The sequence below is a fragment of the Pseudomonas sp. WPR_5_2 genome (assembly GCF_003634475.1).
Classification (GTDB): domain Bacteria; phylum Pseudomonadota; class Gammaproteobacteria; order Pseudomonadales; family Pseudomonadaceae; genus Aquipseudomonas; species Aquipseudomonas izuensis.
On the sequence record NZ_RBLA01000004.1, the window covers coordinates 455,368 to 481,656 of the forward strand.

Sequence of the window (26,289 nt, forward strand, 5' to 3'; positions counted from 1 at the left end):
CAGTGTCGGTTCCTGAGATTGAATGGCCAGTTTATTGCGCAAACCGCGTTGCGCCCATCGCGAGCAAGCTCGCTCCTACATTGATCGGGTTTCAGCCCGCTAAATGCTGTTCGGCCCACGCGCGCACCTTGGCATACGGATAATCCTCCAACGACGCATACCCGGAAATCGTCCGCACCTTGAGCCTGGTGAACAGCGGCACGCTGATCCCGCACAGAAACCGTGTCACGCGCTCGGCTGAAGGCACGCTGCCGGTGTGCTGCTCATGCCTGTGGATAAAATTACCGCACAACGCCTCGAAATTCTTATCCACAAGGGCCTGTAATGCCGGAGGCTCTGGCAGTCGCGCCACTTGCCCATGGCATACCGAACAATGCCCACACTGTCGGGGCGCATTTTCGTCGCCGAAGTACTCGGCCAGGCGATAGCCCAGGCAATGGTCGGTGGCGAACAGATCGAGCATGGCGTGGATTCGTGCGATTTCGGTTTGCTCATGACGAACAAAGTAAGCATGCAGTTCCCCGCTCAGTGCGGCGCCGTCAAAGTCCGATTGCAGCAGGCTGTAGACCTCTGTCATCAGCTTGCTTTCAAGCTCCACCCACCCCTTCTCCTGGAAGTAATCCAGCGCCTTGACCACCCGGTTGCGCTCAGCCTGATGCTGCTCGTACAACGCCTCGAAATTCACCGTGGCCCAGGTCCGCGCACGGCTGGAGGTCTGGATGATGGCCGCGACGAAGTCCCTGCGCTCGCCTTCGAAACGGGCCAGCAGTTCCTCCGGCTCCAGCAAATATTTGAAACGGTACTCAGCGTAGTAGGCATAACGCGGGGCGATGATTGCGCGCAACTCCAGCTGCACCAGCAAGGTTTTGAGCGGGAGTTGCCGAATATTGCTGTTGTCCGCCAGCGGCCCCAGCAGAAACTCCCACTGCCCTTCAGGCGCACAAGCTTGCAGCTCATCGAGCACACGGCGTATGCCATCGCGCTCAGGCGTATCGCCGTAGACGAAGTTTTCCAGCACGTTGAGGCTGTCGCGATTGGCCAGTACCAGGCAGTCGGACGGTTGCCCGTCACGCCCGGCACGACCGATTTCCTGGCTGTAATTTTCGATGGACTTGGGCAGGTCGAAATGCACCACGTTACGGATGTCGCTCTTGTCGATGCCCATGCCGAACGCGATAGTGGCAACAATGCAATTGGACTGCCCGGCCATGAAGCGTTTCTGGATGCCGTCGCGCTGATCGTGGGGTAAGCCGGCGTGATAGGCCTCGGCCTGAATACCATTGCGGCTCAAGTGCTCGGCGATCTGTTCGGCGGTTTTTTGCAGGGTGACGTAGACGATGCTCGGCTGGCCGGGGCGCTCGCCCATCCATTCGACGAGGCGTCGACGTTTGTCCTGCCCACGCACGGGCTCGACCCATAGATTGAGGTTCGGCCGGTAGAAACCGGTGGTCACCACATCTTCGGCAGCGATGGAGAATTTGGCCTGCATGTCGGCAATGACTTTTGGCGTCGCGGTGGCCGTTAGCAGTAGAACCTGAGGGATGTTGAACTCGCGCTGGTAGTCCGGAAGCTTGAGGTAATCCGGGCGGAAGTTGTGGCCCCACTCCGAAATGCAGTGCGCCTCGTCCACCACCAGCAGCGAGATCGGCACCTGCTGCAAAAAATTGCGGAAGCGTTCGTTCTTCAGGCGCTCCACGGAAATCATCAAAATCTTCAATTCGCCGGACCTGGCACGGGCCATGACATCACTGGCGTCATCGCGGCTCTGCGCCGAATCGATACTGCCCGCCGCAATGCCGTGGCGCTGCAGGAACGCCAACTGGTCCTGCATCAACGCCAACAGCGGCGAAACCACCAGCGTCAGGTGCGGCAGCATCACCGCCGGTAGCTGATAGCACAGGGATTTACCGGAGCCGGTGGGGAAAATCGCCGCCGCCGAACGCCCGGCCAGCACCGCGCTGACTGCTCTCTCCTGACCGGGTCGAAACTGTGGATAACCGAAAACCTGTTCCAGGGTGTTGTGCATAAGCTGTCACTCCGTTGACCGCTGCGATGGGCAAAGCCTAGTTGGCGATGGCAGCGAGTCGAGAAAAGGTCGGGGCAAAAAACGATACGGGATGATACAGCGGATGGCTTGGAGGGATGGCAAGGCTTGGGAGATTGGCTAACCGGCAGACCGCTTTCGCGAGCAGGCTCGCTCCCACAGATAGTCCTCACCAAATACAAAAATTGTGTACGACGCAAACCCACTGTGGGAGCGAGCCTGCTCGCGAAGAGGCCTGCGCATTCGCCGCAAAAATCGAAATGCCCTACCACTTCTGAAGCCCCTGCAAGCGAGAATCACTGCGCGCAACCTGACAATCCCGTAGGTATTTTTACCATCGGCACCTACACGACAAAAAACCTCCACCGACGTGTAGTCCCCTTCCTCAATCAGCAACAAAAGCCCTACAAAACCTGTCCATCACCGCCGTCTTGTCGCGCAACAACACACCCTTCTATAGTCTCCGGCGCGGCTGAAAGCAGTGTCTCGGCCTGCCGGGAAGACTCGCCGAATTCGCACAGGACCCAACCAATGAACAACCCCGACCCATTGACCGACCGCTACCGCCCGCTCAAAACCAGCTACAGCGAAACCGCCGTGCTGGTCATCGATACCGAGGCCGACCCCTTCGAGATCCTCGACGCCGCCCGCCAACGCATCCGCGCCGCCAGCGACCTGCTCGAAACCTTGTACTGCCTGTGCTTCAAACAGGCCGACAGCAGCGACATCCCCAACATCGTCAGCGCGCTGTATCTGCTGACCCAGGACGGCAACGACCTGCTCGACATCGCCCGGCAGCGCTTGCCCAAAACCACCGGCTGACCATATTCCCCTGTGGGAGCGAGCCTGCTCGCGAAGAACGATAACGCGGTCGACCTGATGAAAAACAATAAGCCCGACGCTCAACAACTTCTCGAACAAGCAGCCTACGACGCATGGTTCAGAGAACAAGTGCAAGCCAGCCTGAACGACCCTCGTCCAAGCATTCCAGATGAAGAAGCCAAACGATTGATGGCAATCAAACGCGAGAATCTTCGGAAGAGATAAGTCCGTCAGCAACGCCCTATCAAAGCTTCGGCACGGTCCTACAAAAGAAGACACCTTGTCGCCTTTCCGCAGCCAGCAGACTCACGCCTATAGTCCTGGCTGTCGCTGCAAAATCAGCGACTCGGGTTTGGTCACCTGAAAAACAGAGATAACTGGCGCATGCCCTTGTATGCTGCCGACATATTTTTGTGTCGGCACGCTTTATGGCGGCTGTGTTTGGGACGCCTCGGCGTGCCGGGTTATCTCTGCCGGTTTGACCAACCTGAACACAGTCCGCCTCCACCGCTTGGTCACGGTAGTGGTGGTTCATGCCGATACATTCAGAGATAACCAACAATGAACAGATGGAATCCGTTCACCAACGAACGTTACCTGCCACTCCAAACCAACCTCACCGACACTTCCCCCCTGATCATCGACACAGCAGCCAACCCCCAAGACATCCTCGAAGCCGCCCTCCAGCGCGTCCGGGCCTCCAGCGACCTCCTCCAAACCTTGCACTGCCAAAACTTCAAGGACGGTGGCGTCGAAGATATTCCCCACATCACCCACGCACTCTATCTCCTGACCCAGGACGGCTGTGACCTGCTCAAAGTTGCCCAACAACGCATGATTAACTGGAAAGCCCCAGCCTGACATCAATGGAAGATCGTTCCCATTCTTTGCTTGGGAACGATCAGGCAACGAAAACGGCCCCCGATAAACGCAACGAATCGAAAACCGTCATCAAGCACTGGAGATAACCATGAGCAAGTTTTTTGATGAGCTAATGGAAAGCGTGCAAGAGGTGAATGAGATTTTACGAGGGGAACGCCGGCCTTCCACTCATGACCGACGACCAATAAGCTCTACCCCAGCCTCCTCTGGACACCCCGCAATGCACCTCGCCCCCAACTTCCCCAACGACTCCACCATGCAGCTGCTCATCCAGTTGCTACACGAAGAAATCGGCCTGCCCGAACGCAAAACCATCCACCTCACCACCTCGATCAATTTCGACCTCGGCTGCAACGGCGCCGATGCGCAACACTTGATCGAAACCCTGGAAGACCAGTTCGCCATCGATTTCGTGGATTACGACAGTTATCGCTATTTCCAGCCCGAAGGCTACGATGTGTTCCTGAAGCGCAAAGCCAAGGGTCGTGGCGAGAAGGAACCATTGACCATCGGCATGCTCTACCGGGCTATCAAGGCTCAACGCTGGGACACCCGGGAGCTTGAAGGCCTTTAACGTCCCCGGCGTATAACAATAAGGATATTACGTGGACGTTCTGATGGGTTTGCTGGCTGCCCTGCTTTGGGGCGGCACGGATTTTCTGGTGGGTTTGAATGCCCGCGCCGTGGGCGTCAAGCGCGCCGTTTTCTTCGGCCAGGCGCTGGGCTTCAGCATCATGAGCCTGTTGCTGATCGCCTTCCCCGTCGTCATTCTCCGGTCGATGGCCGCGCCGCTCGAAACCTGGCTGATCGGTGTCGCCGCCGCGGTATTGACCGTGTCTGGCGCCCTGGCGCTGTCCAAGGCCTTCGCCCTCGGCAAAGCCTCGATTGTGGCGCCGCTGGTGACCTCTTACGGCGTGGTGACGACATTGCTGTCCTGGGCAGGCGGAGAACAGATCAGCCCGCTCCAGTGGCTGTGTATCGCGTTGTGCGTGATCGGCGTGATCCTCTCCAGCATTCACTCCGATCCGAAAGTGCCACACACCACTCAAGCGAGCAGTTCCATTGCCTACGCGCTGCTGGCGGCAGTGTTTTACGGCACCAGTTTCTGGCTACAAGGCCGCTTCGTCCTGCCGATACTCGGGCCGGTGACGATGCTTTGGCTGGCTTATCTGGTGGGTCTGATTGTGTTGGTGGTGATCGTCCTCAGGATCGACGACGGTCTGAAAATCCCGCCGTTGAAAAATTGCCTGACGTTGACCGGCGCGAGCCTGATGAACCTCGGTGGTTTCTCGTCATTCGCCTGGGGCGCGGTGGCGGGTTCGGTTTCGGTGGTGACGGTGATCAGTACGTTGTCGGGCGGGATTGCGGCGATTCTGGGGTATGTATTTTTCAAGGAACGGCTGGGGAGAGTACAGGTGCTGGGGGTTGTGCTGGTGTTGGTCGGAGCGTTTGTGCTGCACCTCAAAACCTGAAACGTCGCGCACAAAAAAGCCGCCCCGAAGGGCGGCTTTTTCATTGTTTCAAACCAACACTTACAACTTTGGACCCGCAGCCTTGATCGCGTCGCTCACTTCGAACTTCTTGAAGTTCTCGATGAACAGGCCGGCCAGTGCTTTGGCGGCTTCGTCGTAGGCGGCTTTGTCGGCCCAGGTGTTACGTGGGTTCAGCAGGCCAGTCTCAACGCCCGGTACGGCCAGTGGCACGTCGAGGTTGATGGTGTCCAGGTGCTCGGTCTCGGCACCGATCAGGGCACCGCTCTGGATCGCTGCGATCACGGAACGGGTGGTCGGGATGTTGAAGCGCTTGCCGACGCCGTAGCCACCGCCGGTCCAGCCGGTGTTGACCAGGTAAACCTTGGAGCCGAAGCCACGGATACGCTTGATCAGCAGTTCAGCGTATTCGCCAGCCGGACGCGGGAAGAACGGTGCGCCGAAGCAGGTGGAGAAGGTCGACTTGATACCGCTGCCCGAACCCATTTCAGTCGAGCCCACCAGTGCGGTGTAGCCGGACAGGAAGTGGTAGGCCGCTTGTTCTTCGTTGAGGATCGACACTGGCGGCAGCACGCCGGTCAGGTCGCAAGTCAGGAAGATCACGGCGTTTGGCTCGCCACCGAGGTTCTTCTCGGAACGCTTGGCAACGTGCTCCAGCGGGTAGGCGGCGCGGCTGTTCTGGGTCAGGCTGACATCAGCGTAGTCGGCGTGCTTGGCGTCATCGATAACGACGTTTTCCAGGACCGCGCCGTGCTTGATGGCTTTCCAGATGACCGGCTCGTTCTTCTCGGACAAGTCGATGCACTTGGCGTAGCAGCCGCCTTCGATGTTGAAGACAACGCCTTCGCCCCAGCCGTGCTCGTCGTCACCGATCAGGTAACGGCTTTCGTCGGCGGACAGGGTGGTCTTGCCGGTACCGGACAAGCCGAAGAACAGGGTCACGTCGCCTTCTTCGCCGATGTTGGCGGCGCAGTGCATTGGCAGCACATCAGCAGCCGGCAGCAGGAAGTTCTGCACCGAGAACATGGCCTTCTTCATTTCACCGGCGTAGCGCATGCCAGCGATCAGCACTTTCTTCTGGGCGAAGTTGAGGATCACGCAGCCATCGGAGTTGGTGCCGTCACGCTCTGGTACGCACTCGAAGTTGGCAACGTTCAGGACCTGCCACTCTTCACGACCCGCCGGGTTGTACTGGGCCGGGTTGATGAACAGGCAACGGCCGAACAGGTTCTGCCAGGCGGTCTGGGTGGTCATCTTCACAGCCAGGTAGTGCTCGGAGGCGGCACCTACGTGGACGTGGGAAACGAAATGCTCTTGCGCGTTGTTGAACGCCTCGACGCGAGCCCACAGGGCATCGAACTTGTCGGCCGGGAACTTGCGGTTGATCGGGCCCCAGGCGATAGCGGCCTGGGTGGACGGCTCTTCAACGATGAAACGATCGACTGGCGAACGGCCGGTACGGTGACCGGTACGAACAACCAGTGCGCCGGTATCGGCAAGCTCGCCTTCACCGCGGTTCAGGGCTTCTTTAACCAGATCATCAACACTCAGATCGGTGTACACGGCGTTATTGGCTTGCGTCATGAGGTTCCCCGTCGGCCAGTGGCCGAGTGCTCCAAACGTTTTGTAGTAGAAAGTCGTGCACTACTACCGCGAAAAAAGTGGCCCGGATTATGCCAGAAAAGCCCAAAAAGAGTAGGGCCCTCCCGTCGTAACGGCGTTATTCCGGCACTAACCAGTGAATTTACCTGCGCTGAACCGTTTTAGTGCCGGGTATCTGACGGTGTATCGACACCCGCGCCGGCGAACAATTGAGTGACATCGGCGGCGTCGAACAGGTATTGCTGGTTGCAGAACTGGCAGTCGATTTCGATCTTGCCACCGTGTTCTACCACCAGATTTTGTGCGTCTTCCATCCCCAGACTGACCAGAGCATTAGCCGAACGTTCGCGTGAGCAGCTGCAGCGGAAGCGCAGTTTCTGCACGTCGAACAGACGCACCTGCTCTTCGTGGTAGAGGCGGTGCAGCACGGTTTCGTTGTCCAGGCTCAACAGCTCATCGGCAGTCAGCGTTCCGGCCAGTGCGGTGAGGTGCTGCCAGTTGGCGGCGCGTTCTTCTTCGTCTTTCAAGCGGTCAGCAGGCAATTGCTGCAGCAGCATGCCCCGGGCGCGACGGCCATCGGCGCAAAGCTTGATACGCGTGCCGATCTGCTGGGACATGACGAAGTAGTTGGTAAAGCACTCCGACAGGTTTTCGCCGTCGAGGTCGACAACACCCTGGTAGCGCTGGCCTTGCCTAGGGTCGACGGTCAGCGTCAGCGAACCATCCGGCATCAGGTCGGAGAGTGTCGCGTCGGGGGCGATCCGGTCTGCCTCATAACGGGCCAGGCCACGGATGTCACGCTCGCTGGAGCATTCGATCATCAGCAATGGGATCGGGCCTTCGGAGCGAGCCTGAAGGATCAGCAACCCATCGAACTTCAATGTGCCGACCAGCAACGCCGCGGCCGCCATCAGTTCGCCGAGCAGTTGCGCGACCGGCTCCGGATAGGCGTGTTTGGCCAGGACTTCGGCGTAGCTGAGCTCCAGCGAGACCATCTCGCCACGGGTGTCGCTGTCATCGAAGATGAAGCGTTGAGTGAAGTCGGAATCCGGTAGGTCGGTCATAAGTCTGGGTATCTGAATGGGTAACAATAGGGTTTCAACGGTGAAAATCACGCATTGGCAACACCCTTGAGTGCGCAAATGCCTGGTCATGTCCGGCATTTTAGGAACAGGCCCCTGACGGCGCCAGCTCTCTGGTTATGGCTCATGGCCCGCAGACTGTGGTGATTTTCGACGAGTGGCTGTTCAACCGCTCGACGCGCCATTGGCGAATCCCCCCGATATGGTTGCTCATTCGGGGAATTACAAGTCTGTCCCGATCAGAGACTGCGATTCGCCTGGCCAGTCGCAGCCGGTCAGTCGTTGCTGCTGCCACGAAACTTGAACAGATCCCGCCGTTGTTTTTTGCTCGGTTTGCCATCGGTGCTCACACCCAGGGCACCCGCCTTGCGCTCGGCCGCTGCATTCTCGCGCTTGGCGATGCTGGCTTCGGTTTCAGCGTACAGGGTCTGCGCTTCCGGGGCGCCACGGCGCACAATCGACAGCGCCTGGACCACCACCGTACGCTCATCGAAGCCGGTGCGAATCACGAACTCATCGCCAAGGCGCGGTTCCTTGCCTGGTTTGCAACGTTCACCCCGGCAATGCACCTTGCCGCTTTCAATGGCCGCTTTGGCCAAGGCGCGGGTTTTGTAAAACCGCGCGGCCCACAACCATTTATCGAGACGGACTTTATCGTCCTCTTCGTTTTTTTGTGCCATGGGATTTCCTCGTTCTGAAATATTGGTGAACTGTACTACCGTTCTCTCGTACCAAGAATTACGTCGTCCCGGATTACAATGCTGACATTCCATAACCTCATTGCGAAGCTGGAAATCCGGGCCGTAGATATCTGTCGCCTTTTAATCATTATTCTGCGTGAATACCGCGAATTCTGCCGCCTGCGGCCACCGCGGTTTCTACCGGTTGAGCAATTTTGAAGACATTTGACCATTTGACCGTTGTCGGTCTGCGCGAGTGGGTGGCGCTTCCTGATCTGGGAGTCGCTGGCCTTCGGGCAAAAATCGACACCGGTGCCAGCACCTCCAGCCTGCATGCCACGGACATCGAGACGTTCGACCGCGACGGCGAGCAGTGGGTGCGCTTCACTGCGCACCTGGGCACGGTAGTGCAATTGCGTCACCGCCGCTGCGAAGCGCCGCTGGTGACGATGAAAACCATTAAAAGCTCTAACGGTCACGCGCAGGTGCGATACGTGATCAGCACCACCCTGGCCCTCGGTGATCGGGTCTGGCGGGTCCAGTTCACGCTGGCCTGCCGCAAGTCCATGCGTTATCGCCTGTTACTCGGTTCCAAAGCCCTGATCGACGGCCAGTTGGTGGTCAATCCGGGCATTAAATATGTACAAGACAAGCCGGTGTTCCCGGTATCTACCCTCTCCACAGGTGTTGCATGAAGATCGCTGTGCTGTCGCGGAACCCGCGTCTGTATTCCACCCGTCGCCTGGTCGAAGCCGGTACCGAACGCGGCCATGAAATGGTGGTGGTCGATACCCTGCGCGCCTACATGAACATCGCCAGCCACAAGCCGCAGATCCACTACCGCGGCAAGCCGCTGGAGGGTTTCGACGCGGTGATTCCGCGAATCGGTGCGTCGGTCACCTTTTATGGCTGTGCGGTGTTGCGCCAATTCGAAATGATGGGGGTTTTTCCACTCAACGAATCGGTGGCCATTGCCCGCTCCCGGGACAAGCTGCGCTCGCTGCAATTACTGTCACGCCGTGGGATCGGCTTGCCGGTTACCGGGTTTGCCCACTCGCCGGACGACATTCCCGACCTGATCGAAATGGTCAACGGCGCACCGCTGGTGATCAAGGTGCTGGAAGGCACCCAGGGCATCGGCGTGGTGCTGTGCGAAACCGCCACGGCAGCGGAATCGGTGATCGAGGCGTTCATGGGCCTCAAGCAGAACATCATGGTTCAGGAGTACATCAAGGAGGCCGGCGGTGCCGATATTCGCTGCTTCGTGGTTGGCGACAAGGTGATTGCAGCGATGAAACGCCAGGCCAAACCCGGCGAGTTTCGCTCCAACCTGCATCGCGGCGGCAGCGCCAGCCTGATCAAGATCACGCCGGAAGAACGCATGACGGCATTGCGTGCAGCGAAGGTCATGGGGCTTGCGGTAGCGGGGGTGGATATCCTGCGCTCCAATCACGGGCCACTGGTGATGGAAGTGAACTCGTCACCGGGACTTGAAGGAATCGAGACCACCACCAGCAAAAATGTGGCGGGGATCATCATCGAGCATCTGGAGAAGAATGGCGGGCCGAACATGACGCGGACCAAGGGCAAGGGTTAACTCAACTTTGGTAGTGGCAGGGATGCCGCCTTCGCGAGCAGGCTCGCTCCCACAATGGATTTTCAGCGTTCACAAGATCCCTGTGGGAGCGAGCCTGCTCGCGAAGAGGTCTTAAGCCTCGACAACAATGCCAAATTCTTAAACCGCATCCCGAGGCAGCATCAACCCCAATGGCAACCTTACCCGCGCTTCCAGCCCGCCGCCCTCACGGTTGCGCAACTCAACATTCCCGCCATGCATCGAAGCAATCCGCTTCACAATCGCCAGCCCCAACCCGGTGCCCTTGCCGCCACGGGCGCGGTCGCCACGGGTGAAGGGGTTGAAAATCGCTTCCAGTTCCGACGCATCGATCCCGGCACCACGATCCATGACGCTCAGCACCACGTAGGGCGCGCTGGTATCACCGGACACGTACGCAGCCACTTCGACTCCGCTGCCGGCGTGGTGCAGGGCGTTGCCGATCAGGTTGTTCAGCAGCCGCTTCATCGACACCCGGCGCAACGGAAACGGCTGGATCGGTTCCAGGCGCAAGCGCACTTTCTCTTCACCCTGGTTGTAGGGCGCAGCGACTTCGCGGACCAGGTCGCTCAGGTCCACCTCTTCAACCGATTCGTCGCGGCCATCGCGGATGAACGCCAGGAACTGGTCGAGAATCGCGTCCATGTCTTCGATGTCGCGGACCATGTCATCCGTCAGGTCGCTGCGATCGCCCATCAGCTCCAGGGATAACCGCAAGCGGGTCAACGGCGTACGCAGGTCATGGGACACCCCGGCCAGCATCAGTTCACGCTCGCGACCGGCCTGTTCGACGTCTTCGGCCATCTGGTTGAAGGCGCGATACACCTCGGTCATTTCACTCGGGGTATCGCTGATCGGCAGACGCACGCTGCGACCCTGGCCGAGTTGCCGCGCGGCGTAGACCAGACGTTTCAAGGGTTGGTTGAGCTGGCTGACGAAGATCCACGCCGAGGCGGTGGACAGCAAGCCAATGGCCAGGAACCAGCCAAGTACATTCCAGATTTTCTGACCGCGCAGCGGATGCGGATACAGCGGCACTTTCAGCCAGCCGTCGCCCAGGCTTGGCGCCCGGACCCACAGCGCCGGTGGCGAGTGCATGCGTAATCGCACCTCGGTGTCGGCACCCAATTCGGCCTGCATCTGCCGCTGATAGATTTCGCTGTACGGCCAGTGTTGTTCGCCTTCCGGCACACCGGCCCCCACCACCCTGATCAGGGTCGCGGCTTCGGCAATCTTGTCGCGGTTGTTCTCGTCGGCTGCCCAATAAGCACGCAACGTCAGGGCGACGCCGTGACTGTATTGACGATCCACCAGCACGTCCTCGTTCATCAACAGATAAACCAGGGTCAGCGCCTTGGAAAACAGAACGACGATCAGCACCAGCCAAAGGGTGCGGGAGAAGAAACTTTGGGGGAACCAAACCGGGGTTTTCATGGGTAACCGCTACACGCTTGCAGGAGCGAGCGATGCTCGCATATTGCAGGTCACGAGTCTGCGGGCAGGGTCATATGACCGTTACCCGCACCACCCGCTCTTGCAAATCACCGATCACTTGGTGGCGGTGCCATCCGGAACGAACACATAACCCACGCCCCAGACGGTCTGGATATAGCGTGGCTTGGACGGATCTGGCTCGATCATCCGGCGCAGGCGGGAAATCTGCACGTCGATGGAACGCTCGAGGGCATCCCATTCGCGACCACGGGCCAGGTTCATCAGTTTGTCGCGAGTCAGCGGCTGACGGGCGTTCATCACCAGTGCCTTGAGTACCGCGAACTCACCGGTGGTGAGCATGTGCACTTCTTCACCGCGCTTGAGTTCGCGGGTGGCCAGGGACAATTCGTAGTCACCGAACGTCACGCTTTCGTCTTCGCTGCCCGGCGCGCCCGGCACCGGAGCCGACTGACGGCGCAGAACGGCTTTGACACGCGCCATCAGCTCGTCCGGGTTGAACGGCTTGGCCAGGTAATCGTCGGCGCCCAGTTCAAGGCCCTTGATTCGGCTCAGCTCGTCGCCCTTGGCGGTCAGCATGATGATTGGAATCTGATTGTTCGCGCTACGCAGACGGCGGCACGCGGTCAGGCCGTCTTCGCCGGGCAGCATCAGGTCGAGGACGACCAGGTTGAACACTTCACGCGCCAGCAGGCGGTCCATCTGCTCGGTATTCGGTACGGCACGGGCGCGATAGCCCTTGCTGACGAAAAAACGCTCCAACAGGCTGCTGAGCCCAGGATCGTCGTCAACAATAAGAATTTTTTCGCCTTCAGCAATGTTTGCAGTGCTGCTCATTGGATGCTCCTTTGATCTCGGCGCGCATTATGGCGTAGCTGCCGATATACGCACCGTGTGCATTGTTAGCAGATTTTTCCTTCACCGCCAGAAAACCGGGCATTTTGCCTACAGTCTGCGATACCCCCCGAAGAGCGGAACGCTGGTTATAATGCGCGGCCTTTTGTGTCAGGCAACGTCTGATCGTTACGCCGGGCGGCCGCATTTTATTTTCATGGCGCCGGCAGTAATTGTTCGATTTCACGGGTCAACGGGATACCTTTTGATCCAGGTAGCGGCGCAGGCCAGGCCGCTCAACCAGACTCGCCGGGCCCTAATCCCTGCGCCTGCGAGCCTGCTTTCACAATTTGTCAGGTGGTTTTATGGACAGCATCAACAGCCGCATCGCCGAGGAACTCGGCGTACGCCCACAACAGGTCGAAGCGGCCGTCGCGCTACTCGATGAAGGCTCTACCGTTCCCTTCATCGCCCGTTACCGAAAAGAAGTGACCGGCAGCCTCGATGACACGCAATTGCGTCATCTGGAAGAGCGTCTGCGCTACCTGCGAGAACTCGACGAACGGCGCATCAGCATCCTTGCCAGCATCCAGGAGCAAGGCAAGCTGACCCCGCAACTCGAACGCGACATCAAGCTCGCCGACACCAAGACCCGCCTCGAAGACCTGTACCTGCCGTACAAACAGAAGCGCCGCACCAAGGGCCAGATTGCCCTGGAAGCCGGCCTTGGCGAACTGGCCGACGGTCTGTTCAACGACCCGAGCCTGACGCCAGACGCCGAAGCCGCACGCTTCGTCAACGCCGAGAAAGGCGTGGCCGATGTGAAGGCCGCCCTCGAGGGCGCCAAGTACATCCTGATGGAGCGCTTTGCCGAAGATGCAGGCTTGCTGGACAAGCTGCGCAACTTCCTGAAGCAGGAAGCCACCCTCAGTGCCCGCGTGATCGCCGGCAAGGAAGAGGAAGGCGCCAAGTTCCGCGACTATTTCGAACACGACGAACCGCTCAAAAGCATGCCCTCGCACCGTGCCCTGGCAATTTTCCGTGGCCGTAACGAAGGCATTCTCAGCTCCGCGCTGAAAGTCGGTGATGAACTGCCGGGCACCATGCACCCGTGCGAAGGCATGATCGGCCAGCAATTCGGCATTCAGAACCAGAACCGTCCAGCCGACAAATGGCTGGGTGAAGTGGTGCGCTGGACCTGGAAGGTCAAGCTCTACACCCACCTGGAAACCGACCTGCTGGGCGAACTGCGCGACGGCGCGGAAACCGAAGCGATCAACGTATTCGCGCACAACCTGCACGACTTGCTGCTGTCGGCCCCGGCCGGCCCGCGTGCCACCCTGGGCCTCGACCCGGGCCTGCGCACCGGCTGCAAGGTCGCCGTGGTCGACTCCACCGGCAAGCTGCTGGATCACGCCACGGTTTACCCGCACGTGCCGCACAACAAGTGGGACCAGACCCTCGCGATACTCGCGGCGCTGTGCGCCAAGCACTCGGTGGACCTGATCGCCATCGGCAATGGCACCGCCAGCCGTGAAACCGACAAACTGGCCGCCGAGCTGATCAAAAAATACCCGGCCATGAAGATGACCAAAGTCATGGTCTCCGAGGCTGGCGCATCGGTTTACTCGGCGTCGGAACTGGCGTCGAAGGAATTCCCCGACCTCGATGTGTCGATCCGCGGCGCCGTGTCGATTGCCCGTCGCCTGCAAGACCCGCTGGCGGAACTGGTGAAGATCGATCCGAAATCCATCGGCGTCGGCCAGTACCAGCACGACGTGTCGCAACTGAAACTGGCCCGTGGCCTGGATGCTGTGGTCGAAGACTGCGTGAACGCCGTCGGCGTGGACGTGAACACCGCTTCCGTGGCGCTGCTGGCGCGAATCTCCGGCCTCAACGCAACCCTGGCGCAGAACATCGTCAGCCACCGCGACGAGCACGGCGCGTTCAAAACCCGTGCCGCGCTGAAGAAAGTCGCACGCCTGGGTGAAAAAACCTTCGAACAGGCCGCCGGATTCCTGCGCGTCATGAACGGCGAGAACCCGCTGGACTCGTCGGCGGTGCACCCGGAAGCCTATCCGCTGGTACAGCGTATTGCCGCCGAGACCGACCGTGATATTCGCTCGTTGATCGGCGACGCCGCGTTCCTCAAGCGCCTCGACCCGAAGAAATACACCGACGAAACCTTCGGCCTGCCGACTGTTACCGACATTCTGCAAGAGCTGGAAAAACCGGGTCGCGACCCACGTCCGGAGTTCAAGACCGCCGAGTTCCAGGAAGGCGTCGAAGATCTCAAGGACCTGGAATTGGGGATGATCCTCGAAGGCGTGGTGACCAACGTGACCAACTTCGGCGCATTCGTTGATATCGGCGTGCATCAGGACGGTTTGGTGCATATCTCTGCACTTTCCGAGAAGTTCATCAAAGATCCACGGGAAGCGGTCAAAGCTGGTGACGTGGTGAAAGTGAAGGTCATGGAAGTCGACATCCCGCGTAAACGCGTGGGCCTGTCGATGCGCATGAGCGACACCCCGGGCGAGAAAATCGACGGCGCTCGCGGTGCACGTCCGGGGTCGGCGCCACGCCAGTCCCAGAACACTGCACCGCGCAAGGAAACCACGGCGGCGGCTCCGTCCAATAACGCCATGGCTTCGCTGTTCGCCAACGCCAAGCAGTTGAAGAAACGCTGATGGAGATCCCTGCGGGGTATACCGAAAGCGCGTTCTTCAAGCTGCTGGGCTGCCGCTTGCACAGCCTGGAAACCGGGGTGGCGCAAGTCGCCCTGGTGCTGGAACCGGAGCTGCGCAATCGCGCCGGCAAACTGCACGGCGGGGCGTTGTTCAGCCTGGTGGACATTGCCATGGGACTGGCCTGCTCCAGCACCCACGGCTTTGACCAGCAGAGCGCGACCATCGAGTGCAAGATCAACTACATCCGCGCCGTCGCCGACGGCGAGGTGATGTGCACGGCGCGGGTGATCCACCCGGGCCGCCGCACGCTGGTGGTCGAAGCCGATGTGGTGCAAGGCGACAAACTGGTCGCAAAAGCACAAGGCACGTTCGCTGTCCTGTAGCTAGTCGCCATCAATTTGAGGTAATTTCGGCGCTGTGACCGCAGCGCCGGAGTTTCCTGTGGGAGCGAGCCTGCTCGCGAAGGCGGTGTGTCAGGAGACTTCAATGTCGCTGACATTCCCTCTTCGCGAGCAGGCTCGCTCCCACAGGGGATTACGACAGTCAGTACCTGCGCGGCTCAAAAAACCAGGCGAAAACGCCAGTTTCAACTTCACCCTTGTAGACCGTCTTGCCCACCCCCATATTGGGGCGACTGACGCGTGAAGGAATCCAACTTGAGCGAACTTCTCAACCGCCGCCTGGCCCTGCTCGGCGAGCGTGCCAACCTCTCTCTGCTCGAACAGTGCCTTCACGGCATCGAACGTGAATGCCTGCGCGTGACCGGCGAAGGTCGCCTGGCGCAAACGCCGCACCCGGAAGCATTGGGTTCCGCGCTGACCAATGAACAGATCACCACCGACTATTCCGAGTCGCTGCTGGAGTTCATCACCCCGGCCTTGCCCGATCCTGCCGATACGCTGGCGAGCCTGGACAGCATTCACCGTTTTGCCTACAGCAAGCTCGGCAACGAGTACCTGTGGAGTCCATCGATGCCGTGCCCGTTGCCGGCCGAGGAAGATATCCCGATTGCCTATTACGGCACGTCCAACATCGGTCAGCTCAAGTACGTGTACCGCAAGGGCCTGGCCCTGCGCTATGGCAAGACCATGCAGTGCATCGCCGGGATTCACTACAATTTTTCCCTGCCGGAAAAACTCTGGCCGTTGCTTAAAGCGGCTGAAGGTTTTGTCGGCACCGACCGCGACTTCCAGTCGTCGTCCTACATTGCCCTGATCCGTAACTTCCGCCGCTACAGCTGGCTGCTGATGTACCTGTTCGGCGCGTCGCCAGCACTGGACGCCGGTTTCCTGCGCGGTCGTTCGCATCAGCTGGAACAGCTGGACCCGGACACCTTGTATCTGCCGTACGCCACCAGCCTGCGCATGAGCGATCTGGGTTACCAGAGCAACGCCCAGGCCGGCCTGACGCCGTGCTACAACGATCTCGTCAGCTACACCGACAGCCTGCGCAAGGCGGTGGCGACACCCTATGCGCCGTACGTCGAGGTCGGTACGCACAAGGACGGTGAGTGGGTTCAGCTCAACACCAACATCCTGCAGATCGAAAACGAGTACTACTCCAATATCCGCCCCAAACGCGTGACCTATTCCGGCGAGCGGCCGATCCAGGCGCTGATGGCTCGCGGCATCCAGTACGTAGAAGTTCGTTGCCTGGACATCAACCCGTTCCTGCCAATGGGCATCGACATCACCGAATCGCGTTTCCTCGACGCCTTCCTGCTGTACTGCGCCCTGAACGACAGCCCGCTGCTGACCAACACCAGCTGCGGCAACGCGACGTCGAACTTCCTCAGCGTCGTCAAGGAAGGCCGCCGCCCGGGCCTGCAACTGCAACGCGACGGTCACCCTGTGGACCTGAAGGAGTGGGCGGGCCAATTGCTGGAAAACATCGCGCCACTGGCCGCGCTGCTGGATCAAAGCCATGGCGGCGATGCCCACAGCAAGGCGCTGGATGCCCAGCTGGCCAAGGTCAAGGACCCGTCCCTGACGCCTTCGGCCCAGGTCCTCGCAGCAATGGCCGAGCACAAGGAGAGCTTTGCCCGGTTCTCGCTGCGTCAGAGCCAGGCCCACGCGGAGCTCTTCCGCAGCGAGCCGTTGTCCCGCGAAGACCAGGCGAAGTTTGAAGAACGCGCACGGTCGTCACTGGCTGAGCAAGTGGAGCTTGAGCAGAACGAGGTTGGCGATTTCGATGTGTTTGTCGGGTCGTATCAGGCGAGCATTCTGGCGATCAGTAACTAGCCACTCTCCTGTGGCGAGGGAGCTTGCTCCCGCTCGGCTGCGCAGCAGTCGCAAAATCAGCGATGGTGTTTATCCAGGCGCATCTGCATCGTTGCATTTTGGAGGCCTTCGGCCTCCAGCGGGAAGAAGCTCCCTCGCCACAAAGGCGGTTCACGACTACCGCCTTTAAAACCTTCCGCTCATAAGCTCATTCGAAAAAGTTATTTATTTTCGAATTCTTAGATCATTTAGTCTCCTTTCACGCCGACTCTCGGTCGCCTGACAAGGAGCTTCCCCATGAAACTGACTTTCCCCCTTCGCTTGCTGGCGGCCGCGTCTTTGGCTGCCGCGAGTTTGTTTGTCCAGGCGGCTGACGTCACTGTCGCCTACCAGACCACCGTTGATCCGGCGAAAGTCGCCCAGGCCGACGGCGCGTATGAAAAAGCCACCAAGGCCGACATCAGCTGGCGCAAATTCGATAACGGCGCCGACATCATCGCAGCCATCGCTTCCGGCGACGTGCAGATCGGCTACCTCGGTTCCAGCCCGCTGACGGCAGCTATCACCCGCAAAGTGCCGGTGGAAACCTTCCTCATCGCCACCCAGATCGGCGCCGCCGAAGCCCTGGTGGCTCGCGACGGTTCCGGGATCAAAACCCCGCAAGACCTGATCGGCAAGAAGATCGCCGTGCCATTCGTTTCCACCGGCCACTACAGCCTGCTGGCCGCGCTGAAGCACTGGAACATCGATCCATCGAAAGTCACCGTGCTCAACCTCGCCCCGCCAGCAATCATCGCAGCATGGAAGCGCGGCGACATCGACGCCACCTACGTATGGGACCCGGCACTGGGTGTCGCCAAGGAAAACGGCAAAGTGCTGATCACTTCCGGCGAACTGGCCAAGTTCGGCGCGCCGACCTTCGATGCCTGGATCGTGCGTAAAGATTTCGCCGAGAAACATCCGGATATCGTCACTGCTTTCGCCAAAGTGACCCTGGATGCCTACGCCGATTACCGCAAAGACCCGAAAGCCTGGCTCGCCAATCAGGCCAATGTCGACAAGCTGGTGAAGCTCTCCGGTGCCAAGGCCAGCGATATTCCGCTGTTGCTGCAAGGTAACGTCTACCCACTGGCGGCCGATCAGGTCGTCACCCTGGGCGCACCGACCACCAAGGCTATTACCGACACCGCCGTGTTCCTCAAGGAACAAGGCAAGGTCGAGGCCGTACTGCCGGACTACGCGCCGTACGTCAGCGCCAAGTTCATCACCAACTGATCGGGAGTTGACCGCGATGGCTTTGCTACAGCTGGAGCGCATCAGCGCACAGTACCCCGGCAGCCCTACACCTGTGCTGGCGGATATTTCCCTGAGCCTGGGGCCCCAGCAGTTGCTGGTCGCCCTCGGCCCGTCCGGCAGTGGCAAGACATCGCTGTTGAACCTGATCGCCGGTTTCGTCGAACCCAGCGCCGGGCGCATCACCCTCGATGGCGTGCCGGTCAAAGGCCCCAGCGCCGAACGCGGCGTGGTGTTCCAGGACGACGCCCTGCTGCCCTGGCAGGATGTGCTGGCCAATGTGGGGTTCGGTCTGGAACTGGCCGGTATTGCCCGGGACAAACGTGAAATCCGCGCTCGGGAAATGCTCTCGCTGGTGGATCTGTCCGGCTTCGAAAACCGCCGCATCTGGCAGCTCTCCGGCGGCCAGAAACAGCGCGTCGGCCTCGCCCGTGCCCTTGCCGCCGACCCGCGTGTATTGCTGATGGACGAACCCTTCGGCGCCCTCGATGCCTTCACCCGCGAACAAATGCAGGAGCTGCTGCTGCAAGTCTGGCGGCGTACCGCCAAACCGGTTTTCCTGATCACCCATGACATCGAGGAAGCGGTATTTCTCGCCACCGACCTGATTTTGCTCGCCCCGAATCCCGGGCAAATCGTCGAGCGCCTGAGCCTGGATTTTGGTCAGCGTTACGCCGCCGGTGAATCGGCCCGCGCGATCAAATCCGACCCGCGTTTTATTGAAACCCGCGAACACGTGCTCGCCAGAGTGTTCTCCCAACGCAGCGCCGCCCAGCGGCAGGAGCGCGCATGAGCAGCTATGAAATTCCCGTTGCGGCGGTAAAACCCGGCGCTACCGCGATACCGGTACGCCGCAGCTTGAGCATTCGCTGGATCAGCCTGCTGACCCTGGCTGCCCTGGTGATCATTTGGTGGGCCGTGACCGCCAGCGGGCTGATCGAGCCGCTGTTCCTGCCGCCACCGTCCGCCGTGCTGCAAAAAGGCTGGCTGCTGGCAACCACCGGTTACATGGATTCGACCCTGTGGCAGCACTTGGGCGCGAGCCTCAGCCGCATCGGCCTGGGCCTGGGTTTTGCGGTGCTGACCGCCGTGCCGGTGGGCATTGCCATCGGCGCCAATCGCATTGCGCGGGGCGTGCTCGATCCACTGATCGAGTTCTACCGCCCGATCCCGCCGTTGGCCTATCTGCCACTGATCGTGATCTGGTGCGGCATCGGCGAGCTGTCGAAGGTCCTGCTGATCTACCTGGCGATTTTCGCTCCGATCGCCATCGCCACCGCCACCGGCGTGCGCACGGTCGATCCGGCCAAGTTGCGCGCCGCCCAGTCGTTGGGCGCAACGCGGTCGCAGTTGATTCGCCATGTGATTTTGCCGAGTGCGTTACCCGACATTTTGACCGGCGTGCGCATTGGCCTGGGCGTGGGCTGGTCAACACTGGTCGCCGCCGAGTTGATCGCCGCCACCAGCGGTTTGGGCTTCATGGTGCAGTCCGCCGCACAGTTCCTGGTCACCGATGTGGTGGTGCTGGGGATTCTGGTGATCGCGCTGATCGCCTTCGCCATGGAAATGGGCCTGCGCGCCCTGCAACGCAAACTGGTGCCGTGGCACGGCCAGGCCCACTGATTATCCTTCCTGTGGGAGCGAGCCTGCTCGCGAATGCAGAGTGTCAGGCGACATTTCAGTGACTGACACCGCGCTTTCGCGAGCAGGCTCGCTCCCACAGTTGGTACTCCCGGATTGAAGAGAAAGACCATGAGTAATTTGTCCATCGTCCCATTGAGTTCTGCCCTCGGCGCGCAAATCAGCGGCGTCGATATCAGCCAGCCGTTGAACCTGGAACAACGCGATGCCATCGAGCAGGCGCTGCTCAAGCATCAGGTGCTGTTCTTTCGCGACCAGCCGATCACTCCGCAGCAACAGGCACGCTTTGCCGCCAACTTCGGCGACCTGCACATTCATCCGATCTATCCGAACGTGCCCGAACAGCCAGAAGTGCTGATCCTCGACACCGCCGTGACCGACGTGCGCGACAACGCGATCTGGCACACCGATGTGACCTTCCTGCCGACCCCGGCCATGGGCGCGGTGCTCAGTGCCAAGCTGCTGCCGGAGTTTGGCGGCGACACGCTGTGGGCCAGTGGTATCGCAGCCTACGAAGCCTTGTCGACGCCGATGAAAAACCTGCTCGAAGGGCTGACCGCCACCCACGATTTCACCCGTTCGTTTCCGCTGGAGCGCTACGGCAACACGCCTGAGGCGCTGGCGCAGTGGGAAGAAGCACGACGCAAGAATCCGCCGTTGTCTCATCCGGTGATCCGCACACATCCGGTGAGCGGGCGTCGCTCGCTGTTCGTCAACGAAGGCTTCACGTCGAAGATCAACGAACTGTCGGAAACCGAGAGCGAGGCGGTTCTGAAGTTCCTGTTCGCCCATGCCACGCGGCCGGAATTCACCATTCGCTGGCGCTGGCAGAAAGACGACATCGCATTCTGGGACAACCGCGTGACCCAGCATTACGCGGTAGATGATTACCGGCCCGCGCGGCGGGTGATGCATCGGGCTACGGTGTTGGGGGGTGTGCCGTTTTTCCGCTGATCAATCCATTTGTGCTGAATTTGATGGCCCCTTCGCGGGCAAGCCCGCTCCCACAGGTACTGCGCCGACTTCGAAATGGCGCATATCCTGTGGGTGCGGGCTTGCCCGCGAAGAGGTCGGAACAGGCACTGGAAATCCAGTGCCGATCACTCATTCCGCCGTTGAAGGCTTCTCCCAAAGATTGATCCCGCCCTCCTGGGCAAACCGGTCAATCTCTGCCAACTCTTCCACACTGAAACTCAAATTCTTCAACGCCCCCACGTTCTCGACAATCTGCTCCGGCCGGCTCGCGCCGATCAGCGCCGACGTCACCCGTGGATCGCGCAAGGTCCACGCCAGCGCCAGTTGCGCCAGGCTCTGACCGCGACGCCGGGCGATCTCGTTCAGCGCGCGCACGTGAGCGATGTTGGCCTCGGATAAGTGCGACGCCTGCAAAGAACCGCCACCCGGTCGATTGACCCGCGCATCCGCCGGGACGCCGTTGAGGTACTTGTCGGTCAGCAACCCTTGAGCGAGCGGCGTGAAGGCAATCACCCCGGTGCCCAGTTCCTCGGTGGTGTCCAGCAGGTCTTTTTCCACCCAACGGTTGAGCAGGTTGTAGGCCGGCTGATGAATCAGCAACGGGACTTTCCATTCCTTGAGCAACGCTGCCATTTCCCGGGTTTTCACCCCGGAATAAGACGAGATGCCGATGTACAGCGCCTTGCCCTGTTGCACCGCCGAGGCCAGGGCGCTGGCGGTCTCTTCCAGCGGCGTGTCCGGGTCGAAACGGTGAGAGTAGAAAATGTCCACGTAGTCCAGGCCCAGGCGTTGCAGGCTCTGGTCGAGGCTGGCCAGCACGTACTTGCGCGAACCGCCACCCTGACCATAGGGGCCCGGCCACATGTCCCAACCGGCCTTGCTGGAGATGATCAACTCGTCACGGTACGGCTTGAAGTCTTCACGCAGCAATCGACCGAAATTGATCTCGGCGCTGCCATAGGGCGGGCCATAGTTGTTGGCCAGGTCGAAATGGTTGATACCCAGATCGAACGCTGTGCGCAACAGCGCACGTTGGATGTCGATCGGCGTGCTGTCGCCGAAGTTGTGCCAAAGGCCCAGGGACAACGCCGGCAGCATCAGCCCGCTGCGGCCCACGCGGCGGTAAGGGATGGAGTCGTAGCGGTTTTCGGCAGCGGTATAAGTCATCGAATCCTCTCTTGTCTGTCTTGAATCTGGTCTCGACTGCTTCGCCAGTCGCCCAGCATACGCCCGGACAAACACCAAAAAACCCCGGATTCGACTAATTGCTGAAACGTTTCACGATTTCTTTGCCCTTGCAGTGTCCGGCGTAAATGGCGGGTTGGTTTAAGCTGGTTTCAGGCAGGTCGGGCCGCCCAGAACCTGTAGGAGCTGGCTTGCCAGCGAAAGCGGCCTGAGTGGCACCACACATCCGCAGGACGAAACCCGATATGCACACCACCATCATCATCACCTTCGGCCTGATCCTCCTGGCGCTGATGCTCTACATCGGCGAGAAAATCGGCTTCACCCGCCAGACACTGGCCTACGGCTTTGTCGGCCTGTGGCTGGCATTGACGTTGATCAACGGCGCGGTCGGGGTGGTGCATGCCGGCCAGCCACTGAGTATGGAACTGATGGTCGGCAGCGCCGTATTCGGTGTCCCGGTGGCGGCGCTGGTGTTGTTCATGGTGCTGACCACCGAGACGTGAAGGCCCGATCAACGCACCAGATGCAGGAACTGCATGTGCCGCTCGTACTGATCCAGGATGTCGTTGATCACCTGCTCCCGGGTGTAACCCACCAGGTCGTAGTCCTGACTGCCCTCACTCAAATGCACTTCGGCCCGGTAGTAACGCCGGTTGTTCAGTTCCTTGGAACCCATGCCGCCACGGGCGAACGACGGCGTGAAATAGCCACGCATTTGCACCTGATAGATGAACGGGTGCTGATCGCCGTGACCGATCTCCAGGCTGACGCTGTCGTTGACCGGCTCCGGGTGGGTGACGACGCCGAGGCCTTTTTCGATGAACACCGCCGACACCTCTTCGATGGCCGGGCGTACCGTCGAATCGAGAACGCGATACACCTCGTCCCGCGACGGGAAATGCACCGCCTGACTCAAGCGCTGGCGCCAGCCGCCCCGCCGCGAGCCGGACACCGGTGCCAGGGAATGCATCTGCGCAATCTGCTTCTGCGATTCCAGATAGAACGCCTTGTGCAGGCCCCACATCATCAACAGCAGGATCAGCGAGAACGGCAGCGAGGTCAGCACCACCGCTGACTTCAGCGCATCGATGCTGCCGGAAAACAGCAGCGCGCTGGTCACCAGCGCAGTCATCGCGCCCCAAAACACCCGCAGCCATTTCGGCCCGTCTTCATCGGGGCCGCCGCCCTTGGCGGACAGCGTCGACAGCACCACGGTGCCTGAATCGGCGGAAGTGACGAAAAACACGAAGCTGATGAACACCGTGACCGCGATGACGGTTTTGCTCCACGGGTAGGTTTCCAGCAGCAGGTAGAGGGTCATCGACGGATTATCGATGGCCGACATACCCAGCGCCGACATGCCGTGGTTGAGCACTTGGTCGATGGCGCTGTTGCCGAAAATCGACATCCACGCCAGGGTGAAACCAAGGGGAATCAACAGCACGCCGAAGACAAACTCGCGGATGGTCCGGCCTCGGGAAATCCGCGCGATGAACAGGCCCACGAACGGCGACCATGCGATCCACCAGGCCCAATAGAACACCGTCCAGCCGCCCAGCCAGTCGCTGGGCTTGTCATACGCGTACAGGTCGAAGCTCTTCATCGGCAAGGCGCCGAGGTAATCGCCCAGGTTCTGGATCAAGGTGTTGAGCAAGTGCTGCGTGGGGCCGGCGAACAATACGAACAGCAACAGCGCGCAGGCCAGCAGCATGTTGATATCGGACATGACCCGCACGCCCTTATCGACACCGGACACGGCCACTATGATCGCCGCGCCCATCATCAGCGTGATCAGGCCGACCTGAATCCACCGGGTATGGGCGATACCGAACAGGTAGTCCAGCCCCGAGTTGAGGTGCAACACGCCAAAGCCCATGTCGGCGCCGAGGCCGAACACCGTGGCAATGATGCCGAAGCCGTCCACTGCGTAACCGATGGGGCCGTTGATGCGTTTGCCGATCAGCGGATACAGCGCCGAGCGCAAGGCCAGCGGCAGGTTGTGCCGGTAAGCGAAGTAGGCCAGCGCCATGCCGACGAAGGCGAACACGCCCCAGCCGTGCAGCCCCCAATGCAGAAACAGAACCTGCATCGCCTGACGTGCCGCATCCGCCGTGCCCGCCTCACCTTGCGGCGGCTGGAGCATATGGGTCAGCGGTTCGGACACGCAGAAGAAAAACAGGGTGATGCTGATCCCGGCGGCGAACAGCATGCCGGCCCAGGACAGGTAACTGAATTCGGGCTCGTCGTGGTCGGCACCGAGTTTTATCTTGCCGTAGCCCGATAACGCGGTGACCACCACGAAGACCAGATACAGGGTCATCGCCAGCATGTAGTACCAGCCGACCGTGTTGGCCGCCCAGTTTTGCGCCGCCAGCAGCCAGGCGCCGGCTTGTTCGGGCATGGCCATGACCACGAGGCCGAACAACAGAATGAAACTCGCGGCGAACCAGAACACTGGCGGATTCATGCGGACCAGGCCGCTTGAAGGGAGGGACGATGCACTCATCAACGGTGCACCTCAAAGGGGGAAAACGTGGCTGTAGAAATCGGACTCAGCAAAGGCAAGCCTCCTGTTGTGAGCGGGCGGCGAACCACCGGTTTAACTTGAATGAACGTTCAAGTTAAACATAGATAGGGGGCTAAGGACTAATCGCAGGGCTGGGCGGTACTGTTGGCAGGCAAGCTCGAAGGAAGATTTGACGCGAGATTTGATCGGGACCGCTGGCTCGATTCGACTTGAAATCCAATCGCGGGCAAGCCCGCTCCCACAAGATCTGTGGCGTACATAGAACCTGTGGGAGCGGGCTTGCCCGCGATGAGGCCAGCTCAGTCAGCGAAAATTCAAAGCTTTACTTCTGCGTCCCATCATCCAGCTGCAGACTCGCCTGGGTCAGGTTGCTGCCCGCCGGTACGCTGCGAGTCAGCCAGACGTTGCCGCCAATGGTCGAGCCCTTGCCGATGGTGATCCGCCCCAGAATCGTCGCGCCGGCATAGATCACCACGTCGTCCTCGACAATCGGATGCCGCGGCTGGCCCTTCTGCAACTGACCATCTTCGTCCGCCGGGAAGCGCTTGGCGCCCAGGGTCACGGCCTGATAAATCCGCACCCGCTCGCCAATGATCGCCGTCTCCCCAATCACCACGCCGGTCCCGTGGTCGATGAAGAAACTGCGGCCGATCTGTGCACCGGGGTGAATGTCGATGCCGGTGGCCGAGTGGGCGATTTCCGCGCTGATCCGTGCCAGCAATGGCAAGCCGGCGCGGTACAAATGGTGGGCCAGGCGATGGTGAATCACCGCCAGGATGCCCGGGTAGCACAACAGCACTTCATCGACGCTACGTGCCGCCGGATCGCCGTGATAGGCCGCCAGCACGTCGGTATCCAACAAGCTGCGCAGCCCCGGCAGGGCGAGGGCGAAGTCCTGAATGATCTGGATGGTTTTGGCCTCGATTTCGGTGTCGGCCCGGCCACTGTGGCGAGCGGCGTACCGCAATTCGAGCCGCGCCTGGGCCAGCAGTGCATTCAGCGCGACATCAAGGGTGTGGCCCACGTAAAAGTCTTCACTTTCCTCGCGCAGGTCCACCGGCCCCAGGCGCATAGGGAACAGTGCGCCACACAGTGCTTCGAGAATCTCCGCCATCGCCGCCCGGGACGGCAACTCACGACCGCCCTGCTCGGTGCTGGCGCGGCCATTTTGTGCACGCCACTGATCGCGTGCCGTGCGCAGCTGACTGACGATGGTCTGCAATTGCCAATGGCTGGAACGCTCACTCACGGTA

The 26,289-nt window shown here is 60.4% G+C and carries 24 protein-coding genes; 15 read left to right on the plus strand and 9 right to left on the minus strand.

Annotated features, from left to right (window positions below; genetic code table 11):
* Nucleotides 1-91 precede the first annotated feature (91 nt).
* Complete coding sequence (locus BJ917_RS17725) at nt 92-2,026, minus strand: ATP-dependent DNA helicase RecQ (RefSeq protein WP_121103959.1); 1,935 nt, start codon at nt 2,024-2,026, stop codon at nt 92-94.
* A gap of 549 nt (nt 2,027-2,575) precedes the next feature.
* Between BJ917_RS17725 and BJ917_RS17730 the strand changes: the two genes are divergently transcribed.
* The 5 genes from BJ917_RS17730 to BJ917_RS17750 all read left to right on the plus strand — a co-directional run bounded on the left by BJ917_RS17730 (nt 2,576) and on the right by BJ917_RS17750 (nt 5,220).
* Nucleotides 2,576-2,866: a hypothetical protein gene (locus BJ917_RS17730; protein WP_121103960.1), complete on the plus strand. Its 291-nt coding sequence runs from the start codon at nt 2,576-2,578 to the stop codon at nt 2,864-2,866.
* Nucleotides 2,867-2,923: 57 nt separating this feature from the next.
* Complete coding sequence (locus BJ917_RS17735; protein ID WP_254007495.1) at nt 2,924-3,091, plus strand: hypothetical protein; 168 nt, start codon at nt 2,924-2,926, stop codon at nt 3,089-3,091.
* A 336-nt stretch (nt 3,092-3,427) separates the two neighbouring features.
* Nucleotides 3,428-3,727 (plus strand): hypothetical protein, encoded by a 300-nt coding sequence (locus tag BJ917_RS17740; RefSeq protein WP_121103961.1) that lies wholly within the window; start codon nt 3,428-3,430, stop codon nt 3,725-3,727.
* A 241-nt stretch (nt 3,728-3,968) separates the two neighbouring features.
* Nucleotides 3,969-4,322 (plus strand): DUF1493 family protein, encoded by a 354-nt coding sequence (locus BJ917_RS17745; protein ID WP_121103962.1) that lies wholly within the window; start codon nt 3,969-3,971, stop codon nt 4,320-4,322.
* Nucleotides 4,323-4,365: 43 nt separating this feature from the next.
* Nucleotides 4,366-5,220, plus strand: coding sequence for an EamA family transporter (locus BJ917_RS17750; RefSeq protein WP_096515601.1), 855 nt, complete (start codon nt 4,366-4,368; stop codon nt 5,218-5,220).
* A 60-nt stretch (nt 5,221-5,280) separates the two neighbouring features.
* Here BJ917_RS17750 and BJ917_RS17755 read toward each other — a convergent pair whose 3' ends face one another.
* From BJ917_RS17755 to BJ917_RS17765, 3 genes are all read right to left on the minus strand, one after another.
* Nucleotides 5,281-6,822 (minus strand): phosphoenolpyruvate carboxykinase, encoded by a 1,542-nt coding sequence (locus tag BJ917_RS17755; RefSeq protein WP_096513911.1) that lies wholly within the window; start codon nt 6,820-6,822, stop codon nt 5,281-5,283.
* 179 nt (nt 6,823-7,001) lie between these two features.
* A complete protein-coding gene (gene hslO / locus BJ917_RS17760; RefSeq protein WP_096513912.1) occupies nt 7,002-7,904 on the minus strand; it encodes an Hsp33 family molecular chaperone HslO in 903 nt (300 codons plus the stop codon).
* Between the two features lie 293 nt (nt 7,905-8,197).
* Nucleotides 8,198-8,602: an RNA-binding S4 domain-containing protein gene (locus BJ917_RS17765; protein WP_096513913.1), complete on the minus strand. Its 405-nt coding sequence runs from the start codon at nt 8,600-8,602 to the stop codon at nt 8,198-8,200.
* A gap of 233 nt (nt 8,603-8,835) precedes the next feature.
* On the opposite strand from BJ917_RS17765, the gene BJ917_RS17770 reads away from it, so the two are divergent.
* Together BJ917_RS17770 and rimK are read left to right on the plus strand one after the other, a co-directional pair.
* On the plus strand, nt 8,836-9,297 hold the full coding sequence (locus tag BJ917_RS17770; RefSeq protein ID WP_170948612.1) for an ATP-dependent zinc protease: 462 nt from the start codon (nt 8,836-8,838) through the stop codon (nt 9,295-9,297).
* Nucleotides 9,294-10,199, plus strand: a complete 906-nt coding sequence (gene rimK, locus BJ917_RS17775) for a 30S ribosomal protein S6--L-glutamate ligase (protein WP_020795792.1) — start codon at nt 9,294-9,296, stop codon at nt 10,197-10,199. The genes BJ917_RS17770 and rimK overlap by 4 nt, the downstream gene beginning before the upstream one ends.
* Before the next feature lie 138 nt (nt 10,200-10,337).
* On the opposite strand, the gene BJ917_RS17780 is transcribed toward rimK, so the two are convergent.
* Nucleotides 10,338-11,651: an ATP-binding protein gene (locus BJ917_RS17780; RefSeq protein WP_096513914.1), complete on the minus strand. Its 1,314-nt coding sequence runs from the start codon at nt 11,649-11,651 to the stop codon at nt 10,338-10,340.
* A 114-nt stretch (nt 11,652-11,765) separates the two neighbouring features.
* Nucleotides 11,766-12,506 carry a two-component system response regulator OmpR gene (gene ompR, locus BJ917_RS17785; protein WP_096513915.1) on the minus strand — a complete coding sequence of 247 codons (741 nt, stop codon included), beginning with the start codon at nt 12,504-12,506 and terminating at the stop codon, nt 11,766-11,768.
* 362 nt (nt 12,507-12,868) lie between these two features.
* Between ompR and BJ917_RS17790 the strand changes: the two genes are divergently transcribed.
* From BJ917_RS17790 to tauD, 7 genes are all read left to right on the plus strand, one after another.
* The gene (locus tag BJ917_RS17790) at nt 12,869-15,193 is read left to right on the plus strand and encodes a Tex family protein (RefSeq protein ID WP_096513916.1); all 2,325 of its coding nucleotides are present in this window, start codon (nt 12,869-12,871) and stop codon (nt 15,191-15,193) included.
* The gene (locus BJ917_RS17795; protein ID WP_096513917.1) at nt 15,193-15,576 is read left to right on the plus strand and encodes a PaaI family thioesterase; all 384 of its coding nucleotides are present in this window, start codon (nt 15,193-15,195) and stop codon (nt 15,574-15,576) included. Before BJ917_RS17790 ends, BJ917_RS17795 begins: the two co-directional genes overlap by 1 nt.
* A gap of 273 nt (nt 15,577-15,849) precedes the next feature.
* On the plus strand, nt 15,850-17,433 hold the full coding sequence (gshA, locus tag BJ917_RS17800; protein ID WP_121103963.1) for a glutamate--cysteine ligase: 1,584 nt from the start codon (nt 15,850-15,852) through the stop codon (nt 17,431-17,433).
* 276 nt (nt 17,434-17,709) lie between these two features.
* Nucleotides 17,710-18,687, plus strand: coding sequence for a taurine ABC transporter substrate-binding protein (gene tauA / locus BJ917_RS17805; protein WP_121103964.1), 978 nt, complete (start codon nt 17,710-17,712; stop codon nt 18,685-18,687).
* 16 nt (nt 18,688-18,703) lie between these two features.
* The gene (tauB, locus tag BJ917_RS17810; protein WP_121103965.1) at nt 18,704-19,498 is read left to right on the plus strand and encodes a taurine ABC transporter ATP-binding subunit; all 795 of its coding nucleotides are present in this window, start codon (nt 18,704-18,706) and stop codon (nt 19,496-19,498) included.
* On the plus strand, nt 19,495-20,328 hold the full coding sequence (gene tauC / locus BJ917_RS17815) for a taurine ABC transporter permease TauC (RefSeq protein ID WP_096513921.1): 834 nt from the start codon (nt 19,495-19,497) through the stop codon (nt 20,326-20,328). The genes tauB and tauC overlap by 4 nt, the downstream gene beginning before the upstream one ends.
* A gap of 129 nt (nt 20,329-20,457) precedes the next feature.
* Nucleotides 20,458-21,300, plus strand: coding sequence for a taurine dioxygenase (gene tauD, locus BJ917_RS17820; RefSeq protein ID WP_121103966.1), 843 nt, complete (start codon nt 20,458-20,460; stop codon nt 21,298-21,300).
* Nucleotides 21,301-21,450: 150 nt separating this feature from the next.
* Here tauD and mgrA read toward each other — a convergent pair whose 3' ends face one another.
* Nucleotides 21,451-22,488 carry an L-glyceraldehyde 3-phosphate reductase gene (gene mgrA, locus BJ917_RS17825; RefSeq protein ID WP_121103967.1) on the minus strand — a complete coding sequence of 346 codons (1,038 nt, stop codon included), beginning with the start codon at nt 22,486-22,488 and terminating at the stop codon, nt 21,451-21,453.
* A gap of 263 nt (nt 22,489-22,751) precedes the next feature.
* Here mgrA and BJ917_RS17830 point away from each other — a divergent pair, with 263 nt between their 5' ends.
* Nucleotides 22,752-23,012, plus strand: a complete 261-nt coding sequence (locus tag BJ917_RS17830; protein WP_096513924.1) for a hypothetical protein — start codon at nt 22,752-22,754, stop codon at nt 23,010-23,012.
* 8 nt (nt 23,013-23,020) lie between these two features.
* Here BJ917_RS17830 and betT read toward each other — a convergent pair whose 3' ends face one another.
* Both betT and epsC read right to left on the minus strand, forming a co-directional pair.
* Nucleotides 23,021-24,976, minus strand: coding sequence for a choline transporter BetT (gene betT / locus BJ917_RS17835; protein WP_177435599.1), 1,956 nt, complete (start codon nt 24,974-24,976; stop codon nt 23,021-23,023).
* Nucleotides 24,977-25,358: 382 nt separating this feature from the next.
* Entirely contained in the window at nt 25,359-26,285 is a 927-nt protein-coding gene (epsC, locus tag BJ917_RS17845; protein WP_096513926.1) for a serine O-acetyltransferase EpsC, read from the minus strand.
* Nucleotides 26,286-26,289: the final 4 nt, after the last annotated feature.